Origin of the sequence: Phaeovulum sp., from assembly GCF_047638075.1 — a bacterium.
Taxonomy (GTDB): domain Bacteria; phylum Pseudomonadota; class Alphaproteobacteria; order Rhodobacterales; family Rhodobacteraceae; genus UBA6197.
In genome coordinates this window covers 12,580-27,350 of the sequence record NZ_JBLJBV010000008.1, presented here as the reverse complement: position 1 = coordinate 27,350, position 14,771 = coordinate 12,580, and the positions used below count along the sequence as shown (strand labels likewise).

Below are 14,771 nucleotides of genomic sequence, written 5' to 3'. Positions count from 1 at the left end.
TCAACATGGGCCTGTCATCGGGCGAGGCGCCGGAACTGTGGAATGTGGAGCAACCTGACAATATCCGCGCGCTCTACCGCGGCGCCGTCGAGGCGGGGTCGGATCTGTTCCTGACCAATTCGTTCGGCGGCAATGCAAGCCGGTTGAAGCTGCACAACGCCCAAGACCGGGTGCATGAGCTGAACCGCCTGGCCGCTGAACTGGGGCGCGAGGTGGCCGATGCAGCGGGGCGGACGGTAGTGGTGGCCGGGTCGATGGGGCCAACGGGTGACATTTTCGCGCCGATGGGGACGCTCACGCATGAACTGGCGGTCGAGATGTTTCACGAACAGGCCGAGGGGCTGAAGGCGGGCGGCGCGGATGTGCTTTGGGTCGAGACGATCTCGGCGCCCGAGGAATTCAAGGCGGCGGCAGAAGCGGCGCTTTTGGCCGGGATGGACTGGTGCGGCACGATGAGCTTTGACACCGCCGGGCGCACGATGATGGGCGTGACCTCGGCGCAGTTGGCGGCGCTGGTGGAAAAGCTGCCCAACCCGCCCCTGGCCTTTGGTGCCAATTGCGGCGTCGGCGCACCGGATCTTTTGCGCACGATTCTGGGGTTTGCCTCATCCGGGACCGAGCGGCCAATCATTGCCAAGGGCAATGCCGGCATTCCCAAATATCACGACGGACATATCCATTACGACGGCACACCCGAGTTGATGGGCGAATATGCGGTGCTGGCGCGCGATGCGGGGGCCACGATCATCGGCGGCTGTTGTGGCACGATGCCCGAACACCTGAAGATGATGCGCGCGGCACTGGAAAGCCGCCCACGCGGGCCGCGACCATCGCTGGAGATGATTACCGCGACGCTGGGCGGGTATTCCTCGGCCTCGGACGGGACCGGCGATGACGGCGGCCCCACCCGCGAGCGGCGTGGGCGGCGGCGCGGATAAACGGCAAAGTCTCTGGTCAAGAAACCACGGCGGACACCTTGCGCCTTATGGCGGCGCGGATCAAAACAGGTTTAGCTGATCGCCGGGGCGGGGTGGTAGCGCAAAGCGGCTACAATCAAGGGGCGGCAACGCCTGGTTCAGCCCAAGGCGGCGACAGGCAAGGCGGAATCGCTGCGCCAAAAGCTGCGCCATCGGGCCTTCGCCGGTCATTCGGGTCTTGAAGCGGGGGTCATTGTCGCGCCCGCCGCGCATGTCATGAAGGCGCGCCCGCACATGCGCGGCCCGGCCCGGTTGGTGGCGGTCGAGCCAGTCGTAAAACAGCGGCGCCACCTCATGCGGCAGGCGGAGCAGAATCATCGACGCAGACGTAGCGCCAGCGGCCTGACCGGCGGCAAGGATCGCGTCAAGTTCGTGGTCAGTCAAAGCCGGAATCATCGGCGCGGCCATGATCCGGGTCGGCACCCCTGCCCCGGCCAGATCGCGGATCATTGCAAGGCGGCGGGCGGGCGTCGGGGCGCGCGGCTCCATCAAGCGGGCGAGTTTCGCATCCAGTGTGGTGACCGAAACGCCGACCCGCACCAGATTGCGCGCCGCCAGACTGGCAAGGATGTCCAGATCGCGGGTGATCGTGGCGCCGCGGGTCACAATGGCGACCGGATGGTTGAAGTCCGACAGCACCCCAAGCAGCGCGCGCATGATGCCCAGCCGCGCCTCGACCGGCTGATAGGGGTCGGTATTGGTGCCGATCGCCAGCGGCGCCACGCGGTAACCCTTGCGCGACAGTTCGCGCGCCAAAAGGGCTGGGGCATCGGGTTTCGCAGTTAACCGGGTTTCAAAATCAAGCCCCGCCGAAAGCCCGAGATAGCCGTGGCTGGGCCGCGCAAAGCAATAGATGCAGCCATGTTCGCACCCCCTGTAGGGGTTGACCGACCGGTCGAACGGCACATCGGGCGAGGTGTTGCGGGTGATGATGCTGCGCGGACGTTCAATCGCCAGCTTGGTGCGCAACAGGTGTTCATCCTCGGCCATGTCCCAGCCATCATCAACGGGGGTGCGGGAATAGGGCTCAAACCGGCCAACGGGGTTGGCGGCGCTGCCGCGTGCTTTCAGGCGCAATGCGGGGTTGGCGGATGGCAGGGACATGACGCAAACTTAGAACATTTGGCGAACACATACCAGAGGCTTTACGCGTCCCTTGTCGGTTGTGATGGGGCGCATGTCGCAATTTGCCAAGTATCGCCGGGGCTTTGCCCGCATTAAGAGGTTAACGACCGCCGAGGAGAGCGCCATGGCCGACGACGAAGACATCATCCTTTCAGAACTGGATGACGATGAACTAGTGCTTCAAATGCACGACGACCTTTACGACGGCCTCAAGGACGAGATCCAGGAAGGCGTCAACATCCTGCTGGAGCGCGGCTGGACGCCCTACGATGTGCTGACCAGGGCGTTGGTGGCGGGCATGACCATTGTCGGCGCAGATTTCCGCGACGGGATCCTGTTTGTCCCCGAGGTGTTGCTGGCCGCCGGTGCGATGAAGGGCGGGATGGCGATCCTGAAGCCGCTTTTGGCCGAAACCGGCGCCCCACGCATGGGCAAGATGGTGATCGGCACGGTCAAGGGCGACATCCACGACATCGGCAAGAATCTGGTGGCGATGATGATGGAGGGCGCGGGTTTCGAGGTGGTCGATCTGGGGATCAACAACCCGGTCGAGAAATACCTTGAGGCGCTGGTGCGCGAAGAGGCCGATATTCTGGGAATGTCGGCGCTGCTGACCACCACGATGCCCTATATGAAGGTGGTGATCGACACGATGAAGGAACAGGGCATCCGCGAAAACTATATCGTGCTGGTCGGGGGGGCGCCCCTGAACGAAGAGTTTGGTCGCGCGATCGGCGCCGATGCCTATTGCCGCGATGCCGCCGTAGCCGTGGAAACCGCCAAGACCTTCATTGCGCGCAAGCACAACCAGATGGCCGCTGGCTAAGGTTTTTGGGCGGTTCCGGGGCAAAAGCCCGCCGATCCGCCCCAAAACACAACCCGGACCTTGGCCTTTTTGCGCGAACGGCCCATATTGAAGGGAATAGGAGGTTTTCATGCCACTGCCTCATTTCCTTGCGCTGCTTGCTGTCATCATCGTTGCCGCTGCGGCGACGGTGTGGCTTGCGGCGTCATCCGGGGTGTCGCTTGCTGTGCTGGCGCTGGTAGTCTTGATTGCTGCGGGGGTCGTACGTTTGATGACACGGGTCGAATGATACCCTCGGATGAGGTTTTGGCCGAGGCGGGTTTACCCCCGGCGCGGACAGGTCAGGTGTTGCTAATCGCCTGCGGTGCCTTGGCGCGCGAGATTGTCGCGCTGAAAGAGGCGAACGGCTGGCACCATCTCGACCTGACCTGCCTGCCCGCGAACCTGCACCTTTGGCCCGACCGGATTACGGACGCGGTAACGGCAACGGTCGAAAAGCACCGCGCCGCGTATGACAGCATTTTTGTGGTCTATGCCGATTGCGGCACAGGCGGGCAATTGGCCGCGCGCTGTGCCGAACTCGGGGTTGAGATGGTGGCCGGGCCGCATTGCTATTCGTTTTACGAAGGCAACGAGGTGTTTGCCGCCAAGGCCGATGATGAATTCACCGCCTTTTACCTGACAGATTTTCTGGTGCGTCAGTTCGATGCCTTTGTCTGGCGGCCGATGGGGCTGGACCGGCACCCGGAACTGCTGGAGATGTATTTTGGCAATTATGATCGGCTGATCTATCAGGCGCAGACGAACGACCCGGCGCTGGACGAAAAGGCACGCGAGGCTGCGGACCGGCTGGGCCTGCGGTATGAGCGCCGCTTTACCGGTTATGGCGATCTCGCACCGGTTTTGGCCGGCCTTTAAGCGTGCAGCGCCAGTTTGTGCCGGCAGTTGGAACGGGCGTCCCTGATCATCACACCCCCTGACCGCAAATCACGCATCCCGGGTTGGAAATAGTCACCCCCGGGGGCCGCATCTTTCAGGATAACGCCCCTTTTACGAACAAAGGGCAAAGCGGTTCTGACCGAAATCAGCATGCCGTCTTCTACACGAAAACCTTTCGCAGCGCAGCCGCGACCCGCAAGATAACCTGTTCTTTCTTCTTAAAAAAACAATGGGGATACGGGCGCATATCATGCGATAATGCCCGTCATTTAAGGGTCGTATCATCCGTGATGCGCAAACACCGACCGCCACTTTTTCCCTGGTCCCTTGATATGCATCAAATTCACTAGACATGAGATGTTGTTACATTCAATTATAGGCATACTTGCAACCGACCGATCGGTCGGCCAATGGGAGGGGAAAAATACATGGCACATATCGTAGTGCTCGGCGCGGGGCTTGGCGGGGCCATAATGGCTTATGAATTGCGCGATCAGGTCCGTCCGGAAGATAAGATCACGGTGGTCACCAAGGACGCAAAGTATCACTTTGTCCCTTCAAACCCTTGGGTCGCCGTGGGCTGGCGCGATCGCAAAGACACCTCGGTAGATTTGGCGCCAACGATGAAGAAAAAGGGGATCGAGTTCATTCCCGTCGCCGCCGAAAAGCTGGTTCCAGAAGAAAACAGGCTGGTCCTGGTAGACGGTCAATCAATTTCTTACGATTATATCGTCATCGCCACGGGACCAGATCTCGCGTTTGACGAAATCGAGGGCTTTGGCCCCGACGGCTATACCCAATCCATTTGCCACATTGATCACGCAGAAACGGCGCGGGTGGCGTTTGAAAAGTTCTGCGAAAACCCCGGCCCGATCATCGTCGGCGCGGTACAGGGCGCAAGCTGCTATGGCCCGGCATATGAATTTCTGTTCATCCTGAACACCGCCCTGCGCAAACTGAAACTGCGCGATCAGGTGCCAATGACGTTTATCACCTCAGAGCCCTATATCGGGCATCTGGGGCTGGACGGGGTGGGTGATACCAAGGGCCTTCTGGAATCTGAAATGCGTGACAAGGACATCAAGTGGATGACCTCATCACGGGTGAAAAAGGTCGAAGACGGAAAGATGATCATCGAAGAAATCAACGATGATGGAACGGTGAAGTCTGAAAAGGAAATGCCTTTCGGCTATGCGATGATGCTGCCCGCCTTTCGGGGCATCAAGGCTGTCTCCGGTATCGAGGGGCTCGCAAATCCGCGCGGCTTTACCATTGTGGACAAACACCAGCGCAACCCGAAATACCCCAACGTCTTTGCCGTAGGCGTCTGTGTGGCGATCCCGCCGATGGGGCCAACGCCGGTTCCCTGCGGGGTTCCGAAAACCGGATTCATGATTGAATCCATGGTCACCGCCACGGCGCACAACCTCGGCAATCTGGTGAAGGGCAAAGAGCCCGATCAGGTTGGCACCTGGAATGCGGTCTGTCTGGCGGACTTTGGGGATGGCGGAATTGCGTTCGTCGCACAGCCACAAATGCCGCCGCGCAACGTGAACTGGTCATCGTCAGGCAAGTGGGTGCACATGGCCAAGGTTGGTTTTGAGAAATACTTTATCCACAAGATGCGCAAAGGCACCTCAGAGCCTTATTACGAAAAGGCCGCGATGAAAATGCTGGGCATCGACAAGTTGAAAGAAGTGAAAAAGGGCTGAAAATCAAAGAGGGCAGCACCGGGGCTGCCCTGTCAGTGCCCCGGCCATAAAACCTGGCCGGGGCCGCTTTTTCAGACGACACCCAAGGCGCGCATTGCCTCGGCCACGCGCACGAACCCTGCGACGTTCGCGCCCAGAACATAGTCGCCCGGCGCGCCGTATTCATCAGCAGTCTCATAGCACCGGTCGTGGATGCCGCGCATGATGGCCGCCAAACGCGTTTCGGTCTGATCGAACGACCAGCTGTCGCGCGACGCGTTTTGCTGCATTTCAAGCGCCGAGGTCGCCACACCGCCCGCGTTTGCCGCCTTGCCGGGGGCAAACAACACGCCCGCATCCTGAAAAATCCGCACCGCCTCGGGGGTTGAGGGCATGTTGGCCCCCTCGCCCACAGCGATCACACCGTTCTTGATCAGCGTATGCGCATCTTTGCCCGACAGTTCATTCTGCGTTGCCGACGGCATCGCTACATCGCAAGGCACATCCCAGATCGAACCGTTGGCGATAAACTGGACACCCTCGCCCCTGCGAAGCGCATATTCAGAGATGCGTTCGCGCCGAACCTCTTTGATTTCCTGCAACAGTGCCAGGTCAATGCCATTTTCATCAATCACATAGCCGCTGGAATCCGAGCAAGCGACGACTTTCCCGCCAAACTCTTGCACCTTTTCGATGGAATAGATCGCGACGTTGCCCGAGCCCGAAACCACGACCCGCTTACCATCAAAGCTGGTGCCTTTGGTTTCCAGCATGGCTTGCACAAAATAGGTGTTGCCATAGCCCGTCGCCTCGGTGCGCGCCTGCGACCCGCCATAGCTCAGACCCTTACCGGTCAAGATGCCCGCCTCATAACGGTTTGTCAGCCGTTTGTATTGGCCGAACATATAACCAATTTCGCGGCCACCCACGCCAATGTCACCCGCTGGCACATCGGTATATTCACCCAGGTGGCGGTGCAATTCGGTCATGAGGGACTGACAAAACCGCATGATTTCGGCGTCAGAGCGACCTTTGGGGTCAAAGTCCGAACCGCCCTTGCCGCCCCCGATGGGCATACCGGTCAAGGCGTTCTTGAAGGTCTGTTCAAAGCCCAGAAACTTGATGATCCCGACATTGACCGACGGATGAAACCGCAGGCCCCCCTTGTAGGGCCCCAACGCCGAGTTGAACTGAACCCGAAAACCGCGGTTGATCTGGACATTTCCCGCGTCATCGACCCAAGGAATGCGAAAGATGATCTGGCGTTCGGGTTCACAGATCCGTTCAATCAGGGCCGCTTCCAGATAGTGCGGATGTTTGGCCACCACCCGCCCAAGGCTTTCCAGAACCTCCTGCACGGCTTGGTGAAACTCCGGCTCGCCCGCATTGCGGCTTACCACTTCAGCCAGGATTGGCTGCAATTTATCGTCGATCTTGTTCATGTGATGCCTTTAGGAAAGGAACTTCGTTTGCAGGCTATTTTCGGATCGCTTAGCGCAATTTTTCTGAGATTGGAACGGCTCCGGCGCAAGAATTTGTCTTTTTTGTCGGAACAGCGCGCGAAGATCAGCCCGACCACCCCTGGCCGGGCCACGGTTAAAGGCGCTACCTATCCCTTCAGGCGGGCGGCGCTCATTGGTTGGCGCTTGGCCTCGCGGGGACGCGCAAGCACTGGCCAGTAAATCACCGCAAAACCACCAAACGCAGCAATCCACGCCCCGGCCGCCAGATGCAGCAACCAATCCTGATCCGGGAAAATGCCCATGGAGAAGCGGGCCAGGACCGATACGATCAACAAGACGTAAAGCGACGCAATCGGGCGCGTCGCATGCAAGGGGCGCCCGGCATGACCAAGGCTGGCACGCGTCATCACCGCCAGCGTCATCAATCCGATCGCGCCTGCCATCCACACATGTTGTGCGGCAGGCCCCATGCCGGGTATGAAATGCCCCGCTGCGATCGCCAAAAACCCCAGCGGGACAAAGGCGTAGCCGACATGAAGCACCCAGACCAGCGGCTCACCTACCGCGTGCCGTCCTGACCAGCGCGACAGGCGCCAGAAATGTGCAACCCCGACCAGCGCACAGGCGACAGCCGTCACAACCTGCGCCGGCCAGGTCACCCACAACAGCAGCGCCACCAGTGTCAGCACCAGCACCCCCCCATCGGCCCGGCCATAAGGCACCGGTAACGACGGATGCCGCCGTTGCGCCAACCAGTTGCGTGTAAAACTGGGCACGATACGCCCGCCGATCAAAGAAATCATCGTCACCGCAGCCGCCAGCCCCAGCCGCAGCCCGACCCCGCCCGCCGGATAGCCGCCCTGCGCCAACGTCAGGTGATAAAGCGCGTTGGCCACCACAAACCCGAATACCAACCCCACAACGGGCAGGTTCTTCCAGTTTTTCCCAGCGAATATCTCGCGGGACAATACCAACGCCAAGGCTATCGGAAACGCCAGATCAGCAATCATCACCAGCCCCCAGGGCAAAAGGGCAGACACGGCTACCGCGAACCGCCCCAGCACCCAAAGCCCCACCAGCCCCGCCAGCGGCCAGCCGACCATCGGCAGGCGCCCGGTCCAGTTTGGCACCGCCGTCAGCAAGAACCCCGCCAGAACCGCCCCAAGATAGCCGAACAGAAATTCATGCGCGTGCCATGAAACCGGATCGAAAGCAGTTGGGAAAATATCGCGCCCAGTCAGCATCAGCACCCAGACCACCATCGCCAGGGCCGCCCAGATCGTGCCCAGTAAAAAGAATGGCCTGAAGCCAAAACTAAAGATTGCTGGGCCGGTCCAGGCGCGCATTTTTTCGGCAGAGGTCTTCATGGTCTGTCCTTTGGTGTGTGCAGGCCCGTCTCGGTTATGATGGCTTGCATTGGGATGTCATGGGGTTGCGGAAAGATCGTAGCAATACGGGCCGTGTCAAGCCCGACCCCGATAGCCAGCGGTCGCGGTGCAAGCGCGGCCAAGGTGCGGTCAAAATAACCACCGCCGTAGCCCAGGCGGTAGGCTTCGGCGTCCCAGCCGACGACCGGGGAAAGAACGATATCGGGGGTGAGGGCCGGACCCTCGGCGGGAACGGGAATGTTCCAAAATCCGCGCTCCATTTTGGTCTCGGCTGTCCAGGCGCGAAAAATCAGCGGGGCGGCGCGCGTGGTGACCAGCGGCAAAGCCGCCCGCGCGCCCTGCGCCGCCAGCCCCGTCAACCAAAACCGCAGATCCAGCTCAGCCTTGATGGGCCACCACGCCGAAATCGTCAGCCCGCGCAGGCTGGCGAACCGCTCTGCCAGAAACTGGTCGAGATGTTCGGCAATGGTGCGGGCCGCGGCTTTTCGGGCCTCGACCGACAGCGCCGCCCGTTCGGTCAAGAGGCGCGTGCGTTCTGCGCGGCGCCAACGCGCGACGTCCTGCGCCTGCTGCGGATCAACCCCAAGCGGATCGAAATAGGTTGGGTCAATCTCATGCGCATAGCAAGGGGGCGACGCATAGCCCCTTTGGGCGTGATCATCGCGGCTCATTCCATGGCCCCCGGCTTTGCATGGGTAAGGCGGTTCATCCGCGCCAGTGCAATCTGCGCCTCGGCCAAGATCGCAGCGAGCCGTTCTGCGGCTCTGGGCAAATCATTGATCAGCGCAACACCTTGACCGGCATAGGCGGCCAAGGCCTCCAGATCACCCGTTGTCGTGCGCAAGGGCGAGTCGGTGCTGAATTTCAACAAGGGCTTGCCGCCATCCTGCGCGATCACCTCATGCGGCAGGCGATCGGGGTGGTGCCCCATAAGGTCATGCCCCAGCGCATCCGTAACCGAATTGCGGATCACCCGGACGGGTGAATTGGGCGGCCAGTTCAGTGCGAAAGCATCGGTGAAAACGGTATCCTCGGCCATCGCAGCCAATATGCGGGCCTTGTGGTCATCATGCGCAAAGGATTCTGCCGTGGCCAGGAACGCGGTGCCGCAATGAATACCCTCTGCCCCCAGCGCCATCGCGGCAACCAGCCCCGCCCCCGTGGCAAAACCGCCCGACGCGATCACCGGAATCGATACCGCCCGTGCGACCTGTTCGACCAGCACCAATGCCCCGACCGTGCCATGCACATGCCCGCCGGCCTCGACCCCCTGAACAATCACCACATCGGCGCCCGCCGCCTCGGCCGCTTTGGCAGCCGCGAGCGAGCCGACCTGATGCAACACCAGCACCCCGGCCTTCTTGGCCCGCGCGACCGCCTCTGGCACCACATCCCAGAAAAAGCACAGCGCAGGAACCGCAAGATCGAAACAAGTGCCCAGCTCTGCATCCAGCAGGCGGGCTTCGGTTGCCGCAGGGATCAGATTCACCGCAAACGGGTGATTGGTCAGGCTGCGGATTGCCGCCACCTCTTGGGTGATCAGTTCAGGGCTTTCCCGAACCATCCCCAGCACACCGTATCCCCCCGCCTCGGCCACCGCCGCGACAAGGTCAGACCGCGCAACCCCGCCCATCCCCGCGAGCAGGACCGGATGCGCGCACCCCAGCAAATCGCAAACCGGGGTATGCAGGTTGAATTCACTCATGTGACACCTTTTTCCCCAGCTTTTCTTCCAGGTAATCGCGCAAGACAAGGGCCTGATTATGCTCGGTGTCCTTTGCGCCGTAAAGTAGCGTGACCGGTCCCTTGCGGCACCAGCCCAGCGCCTGGTCGACCACATCGGGGGCTTCGTTCAACTCAGTTTCGTATCGGGTTTTGAAGCCGTCCCATTTTGCGGGGTCATGATCGAACCATTTGCGCAAGGACGTGCTGGGGGCCAGATCGCGCAGCCAGGCGTCGATCGGCAGATCTGCCTTGGCAATGCCGCGCGGCCACAGCCTGTCCACCAACAGTCGCGCGCCGACGGTCTTTGCCCCATCGCGGGCGTCATAAGCGCGGCACAGGTGAATGGCCGTCGTCATTTCTTGGCGGCCAGTTCCGGGTCGATCAACTCTAACGCCTTGATCGAATGAGCAAAGGCAGCGCCCGCGCGCATTTCGGCGGCAACCCAGATTGCCTCCATGATCGCCTCGCCGCTTGCACCTTCGCGGCGGGCCGCCTTTACATGGCCCTCGATGCACCACGGGCATTGCGTGACATGGGCAACCGCAACCGCGATAAGCTGTTTGGTGCGCGCATCCAGCGCGCCGGGCGCAAACACGGCGGCCCCGAAGGCGCGAAAGGCATCATCCGCCGCAGGGGCCAGTGCATGGCGCTTTTCAGCATGGGCACGGGTGGCTTTGGGCATTGAGATATCTGTCATGGGTCTCTCCTTCGGGGCTGCGGGGCCAAGGGTCAGGCGGCTGGTTCAAACTGAGGAAACAGAACCTCATTTTCCAGCCGGATATGGGCGTCCAGATCATCCAGAAACACGGCCAGCCCCTCGTAAAGCGCGGTCCATGTTCTGCAGGCGCCGGCGGGCAAAGTCAGGTCATTGGTCAGCGCGCGGATCTGCGCGACTTCGGCCTGATGGTCGTCATGGTCGGCGCGCATCACCGCAATCGGGTTTTCAAGCCCCGGCATGCCGCCGCGCCTGATGGCCGGAAACAGGATCAGCTCCTCTTTCTTCATATGCACTTCCAACTCACCGATCATGTGCTGCAACAACGCCCCAAGCCCCTGCGGCACGTCAGGTGCGCCTGCATGAACCTGTTCGATTTTCAACGCCAACGTCGCAAGCTGTGGCAGTTGTTCGCGGTGGACGGCGTGGTAGCGCGTCTCGATAAAGGTGGTCAGCGCGGCGGGATCTTTGGGGGGCATATCGGCTTTCATCCTTGTCATCCTTCTTTACAGCTGTGGCGGTAAGCCTGCCTTACCATGATACACGCGCGCATCCTGAATGTTGAGGTGAATTGAGGCGGCGATCCGTTCGGCCCGCTCAATCACCCAGGCGGCACCGGCCGGTGGGCACACGTCCTTGGCCGTTGCGCGAAACAGCGACAGCCAACGCTCAAAATGCTCGCCCTCGACTGGCAGCGGCAGATGCTTGGGCATGGGCGCGCCATGATACCGCCCGGTCATCAATGCGACCGAGGACCAGAATTCGACCATTCGTTCCAGATGCGGCCCCCAATCCTTGATATGGGCATCAAAGATCGGCCCCAGCAGCGGATCACGCCGAACCCGGTCATAAAACCCGTGCACAAGCTGCGTCAGGATCAGCTCATCAAGGCCGGTGCGCGCCATCAGATCGGCCGTCACCTGCGGGCGAACGCTGGCGGGCTGTATCTTTGGGGCGGCGGCGCACATGGGCGGCAAGTCCTTCATCAGGGGTTGCGCGAGAGATAAACTCTGATAATAGGTATTGTAAATGCCAATTCATAGTGAAAGCTGCAATGCGCCTGACCTCCTTCACCGAATTTGGCCTCCGCGCACTGATGCGGATTGCCTCAGCCCCTGACCGAGCGTTTTCCACTGCGGAATTGGCGGATGAATTTGCCTTGTCACGCAATCATCTGACAAAGATCGTTGCCAGCCTGGCGCAGGCGGGCATTGTCACCACGCGGCGTGGGGCCGGTGGGGGGGCCATGCTGGCGCGCCCGGCGGATCAGGTCAGGCTAGGCGATGTGATTCGAATACTGGAAGACGGGCAGGCGCTGGTCGATTGCTTTGCGGTGGGGGGCGGCGATTGCACCATCACCGGCTGTTGCCTGCTAAAGGCACGGCTGCGCAATGCAGAAGCGGCCTTTCTGGCCGATCTTGATCGCTCGACGCTGGCCGATATCGCCCTGCCCCCGCTGGCGCTTGTGCCGGCTGGCACGCTGGTGCTGCGATGACACCGCGCCCACACCCACCGGACCAAACCCCGACATCCCCGCTTTGGAGAACTGTCAACTTTTGAATATGAAGTAAGGATACCCGATGATCGCACAGCTGACCCGCGCCGAACGTTCCTTGGCCCTGCTGCTAGCTTTGGGCCTTGCATTGGTCGGTTTGATAATGGCAGCGGCGGGCAAACATGACCCGATGGCGGTTCATGGTTTCATGGCGCTGGTGCTGGGTCTGATCCTGGTCTTTGCGGTCGGCAGCGTGCTGGAGGAACCCCAGCCCGACCCCGCCCGCCTGCAACGCTATTACGACGACCCGATCAAGGTCGGCATCCTGATCTCGATGGCCTGGGGCGTGTTTGCCATGGCAATCGGGCTTTGGGTTGCGGCGCTGATGGTCTGGCCCGACGCGACCTTCGGGCAGGCCTGGTCAGGCTATGGCCGAATTCGCCCGGTGCATACCACCGGCGTCATCTTTGCGTTTGGCGGCAACGCGCTGATCGCCACCTCGTTTCACGTCATGCAGCGGACCTGCCGCACAAGGCTGGCCGACCAGTTAAGCCCGTGGTTCGTGTTGATCGGGTATAACCTGTTTCTGGTCTGGGCGGTCACCGGCTATATGATGGGCGTCACCCAATCCAAGGAATATGCCGAGCCGGAATGGTATGCCGATATCTGGCTGGTCATCGTCTGGGTGGTTTATCTGGTGCTTTACCTGCGCACTTTGGCGCGCCGCGCCGAACCGCATATCTATGTCGCCAACTGGTATTACCTCGCCTTTATAATCGTGGTGGCAATGCTGCATATCGTCAATGCGGCGGCGCTGCCGGTCAGCTTTGCGGGCGCGAAAAGTTACCCTGCGTTTTCGGGCGTGCAGGATGCGATGGTGCAATGGTGGTATGGCCACAATGCGGTGGCGTTCTTCATGACGTCCGGCTTTTTGGGGATGCTTTACTACTATCTGCCGGTTCGGGCGCAGCGGCCGATCTATTCTTACCGGCTGTCGATCCTAAGCTTTTGGGGGATCACCTTCTTTTACCTTTGGGTGGGCTCGCACCATTTGCACTACACGGCGCTGCCGAACTGGGTGCAGACGTTGGGGATGACCTTCTCGATCATGCTGTTGGTGCCAAGCTGGGCCTCGGCGGGCAACGCGATTGCCACGTTGAACGGTGCCTGGCACCGGGTTCGTGATGATGCAACGCTGCGGTTCATGTTCGTCGCGGCGGTGTTTTACGGGCTGTCGACGTTTGAGGGCTCTTTCATGGCAATCCGCCCGGTCAACGCGCTGTCGCACTATACCGACTGGACGGTGGGGCATGTGCATTCCGGGGCGCTGGGGTGGCTGGCAATGGTGACGTTTGGCGCCTTTTATTCAGTCGTGCCGCTGATCTGGGGGCGCCAGAAGATGCATTCGGCGCGGTTGGTCGAATGGCACTTCTGGCTCGCCCTTGCGGGGCTGATCACCTACGTCTTTTCGCTGTGGAACGCGGGCATCACCCAAGGGCTGATGTGGCGCACCTATAATGCGGCGGGCACGCTGAACTATTCCTTCCTTGAAAGCATCGAGGCGATGCGCCCCTATTATATCGGTCGCTTCATCGGTGGCGCGCTGTTCTTGACGGGAATGGTGGTGGGCGCGACCAATATCTGGCTTACGGTGCGGGGTGTTCCAGACACCGCAGCCGACCGCCCCCTTGCCCCTCAACCGGCGGAGTAGGCCCATGCCCCTGTTCAACGCGCATTACAACCTTGAGAAAAAGTCGATTCTGCTGGTTATCGGCATCATCATTGCCGGTAGTGTTGGCGGGCTGGTGGAAATCGCGCCGCTGTTCACCATTGATCAGACGGTGGAAACCACCCCCGACATGCGGGTCTACACGCCGCTGGAACTGGCCGGGCGCAATATCTACATCCGCGAAGGCTGTTATGCCTGCCACAGCCAGATGATCCGCACCCTGCGCGATGATGTCGAACGCTACGGCCCCTATTCGCTGGCCGCTGAATCGCAATATGACCATCCGATGCTTTGGGGCTCCAAACGCACCGGCCCCGATATTGCGCGGCTGGGGGGCAAGTATTCCGATGACTGGCATCTGGCGCATCTGAACAATCCGCGCGATGTGGTGCCCAGCTCTATCATGCCCGCCTATCCGTGGCTGGCGCAGACCAGCCTTGATATGTCAACGCTGGGCGCCGACCTTGCCACGCTGCAAAAACTGGGTGTCCCCTATACCGACGACATGATCGCCAACGCCACACGCGATGCGCGCGCCCAGACCCTGCCCGATAGTGACGATGCCACCGGCGTGACAGACCGCTATGGCGAGGCCACGAATATGCGGCCCTTTACCGGCCTGCCCACCGTGACCGAGGCAGACGCAGTCATCGCCTATCTGCAAATCCTGGGCCAGATGACCCAAGTGCCCTATGACACCGAACCTGTGGGGAACTGAG

The 14,771-nt window shown here is 60.9% G+C and carries 17 protein-coding genes; 8 read left to right on the top strand and 9 right to left on the bottom strand.

Features of this window, described 5'->3' with window-relative positions; translation table 11 throughout:
* Positions 1-938, top strand: a 938-nt coding sequence (bmt, locus tag ACM62R_RS01075; protein WP_415182220.1) for a betaine--homocysteine S-methyltransferase, incomplete at its 5' end; no start/stop codon positions are given.
* Positions 939-998: 60 nt separating this feature from the next.
* Here bmt and ACM62R_RS01070 read toward each other — a convergent pair.
* A complete protein-coding gene (locus tag ACM62R_RS01070) occupies positions 999-2,081 on the bottom strand; it encodes a PA0069 family radical SAM protein (RefSeq protein ID WP_415182219.1) in 1,083 nt (360 codons plus the stop codon).
* Between the two features lie 145 nt (positions 2,082-2,226).
* Here ACM62R_RS01070 and ACM62R_RS01065 point away from each other — a divergent pair, with 145 nt between their 5' ends.
* The 4 genes from ACM62R_RS01065 to ACM62R_RS01050 all read left to right on the top strand — a co-directional run bounded on the left by ACM62R_RS01065 (position 2,227) and on the right by ACM62R_RS01050 (position 5,558).
* Positions 2,227-2,928 (top strand): corrinoid protein, encoded by a 702-nt coding sequence (locus ACM62R_RS01065; protein WP_415182218.1) that lies wholly within the window; start codon positions 2,227-2,229, stop codon positions 2,926-2,928.
* 109 nt (positions 2,929-3,037) lie between these two features.
* Positions 3,038-3,196 (top strand): hypothetical protein, encoded by a 159-nt coding sequence (locus ACM62R_RS01060; RefSeq protein ID WP_415182217.1) that lies wholly within the window; start codon positions 3,038-3,040, stop codon positions 3,194-3,196.
* Positions 3,193-3,825, top strand: coding sequence for a DUF1638 domain-containing protein (locus ACM62R_RS01055; RefSeq protein ID WP_415182216.1), 633 nt, complete (start codon positions 3,193-3,195; stop codon positions 3,823-3,825). Before ACM62R_RS01060 ends, ACM62R_RS01055 begins: the two co-directional genes overlap by 4 nt.
* Positions 3,826-4,274: 449 nt before the next feature.
* Positions 4,275-5,558 (top strand): NAD(P)/FAD-dependent oxidoreductase, encoded by a 1,284-nt coding sequence (locus ACM62R_RS01050; protein WP_415182215.1) that lies wholly within the window; start codon positions 4,275-4,277, stop codon positions 5,556-5,558.
* Positions 5,559-5,629: 71 nt separating this feature from the next.
* On the opposite strand, the gene gdhA is transcribed toward ACM62R_RS01050, so the two are convergent.
* The 8 genes from gdhA to ACM62R_RS01010 form a co-directional block, all read right to left on the bottom strand.
* Complete coding sequence (gene gdhA, locus ACM62R_RS01045) at positions 5,630-6,979, bottom strand: NADP-specific glutamate dehydrogenase (RefSeq protein ID WP_415182214.1); 1,350 nt, start codon at positions 6,977-6,979, stop codon at positions 5,630-5,632.
* A gap of 167 nt (positions 6,980-7,146) precedes the next feature.
* Complete coding sequence (locus tag ACM62R_RS01040) at positions 7,147-8,367, bottom strand: NnrS family protein (RefSeq protein WP_415182213.1); 1,221 nt, start codon at positions 8,365-8,367, stop codon at positions 7,147-7,149.
* Entirely contained in the window at positions 8,364-9,059 is a 696-nt protein-coding gene (locus tag ACM62R_RS01035) for a 5-formyltetrahydrofolate cyclo-ligase (RefSeq protein ID WP_415182212.1), read from the bottom strand. The genes ACM62R_RS01040 and ACM62R_RS01035 overlap by 4 nt, the downstream gene beginning before the upstream one ends.
* Positions 9,056-10,093, bottom strand: coding sequence for an NAD(P)H-dependent flavin oxidoreductase (locus ACM62R_RS01030; RefSeq protein WP_415182211.1), 1,038 nt, complete (start codon positions 10,091-10,093; stop codon positions 9,056-9,058). Before ACM62R_RS01030 ends, ACM62R_RS01035 begins: the two co-directional genes overlap by 4 nt.
* Complete coding sequence (locus ACM62R_RS01025; protein ID WP_415182210.1) at positions 10,086-10,469, bottom strand: DUF488 domain-containing protein; 384 nt, start codon at positions 10,467-10,469, stop codon at positions 10,086-10,088. The genes ACM62R_RS01030 and ACM62R_RS01025 overlap by 8 nt, the downstream gene beginning before the upstream one ends.
* A complete protein-coding gene (locus ACM62R_RS01020) occupies positions 10,466-10,810 on the bottom strand; it encodes a carboxymuconolactone decarboxylase family protein (RefSeq protein WP_415182209.1) in 345 nt (114 codons plus the stop codon). Before ACM62R_RS01020 ends, ACM62R_RS01025 begins: the two co-directional genes overlap by 4 nt.
* Positions 10,811-10,842: 32 nt before the next feature.
* Positions 10,843-11,319 carry a hemerythrin domain-containing protein gene (locus ACM62R_RS01015; RefSeq protein ID WP_415182208.1) on the bottom strand — a complete coding sequence of 159 codons (477 nt, stop codon included), beginning with the start codon at positions 11,317-11,319 and terminating at the stop codon, positions 10,843-10,845.
* Between the two features lie 15 nt (positions 11,320-11,334).
* A complete protein-coding gene (locus ACM62R_RS01010) occupies positions 11,335-11,796 on the bottom strand; it encodes a group III truncated hemoglobin (RefSeq protein ID WP_415182207.1) in 462 nt (153 codons plus the stop codon).
* 86 nt (positions 11,797-11,882) lie between these two features.
* Here ACM62R_RS01010 and ACM62R_RS01005 point away from each other — a divergent pair, with 86 nt between their 5' ends.
* From ACM62R_RS01005 to ccoO, 3 genes are all read left to right on the top strand, one after another.
* Positions 11,883-12,323, top strand: coding sequence for an RrF2 family transcriptional regulator (locus tag ACM62R_RS01005; protein ID WP_415182206.1), 441 nt, complete (start codon positions 11,883-11,885; stop codon positions 12,321-12,323).
* Positions 12,324-12,408: 85 nt separating this feature from the next.
* On the top strand, positions 12,409-14,034 hold the full coding sequence (gene ccoN / locus ACM62R_RS01000) for a cytochrome-c oxidase, cbb3-type subunit I (protein WP_415182205.1): 1,626 nt from the start codon (positions 12,409-12,411) through the stop codon (positions 14,032-14,034).
* 4 nt (positions 14,035-14,038) lie between these two features.
* On the top strand, positions 14,039-14,770 hold the full coding sequence (gene ccoO / locus ACM62R_RS00995; protein ID WP_415182204.1) for a cytochrome-c oxidase, cbb3-type subunit II: 732 nt from the start codon (positions 14,039-14,041) through the stop codon (positions 14,768-14,770).
* Position 14,771: the final 1 nt, after the last annotated feature.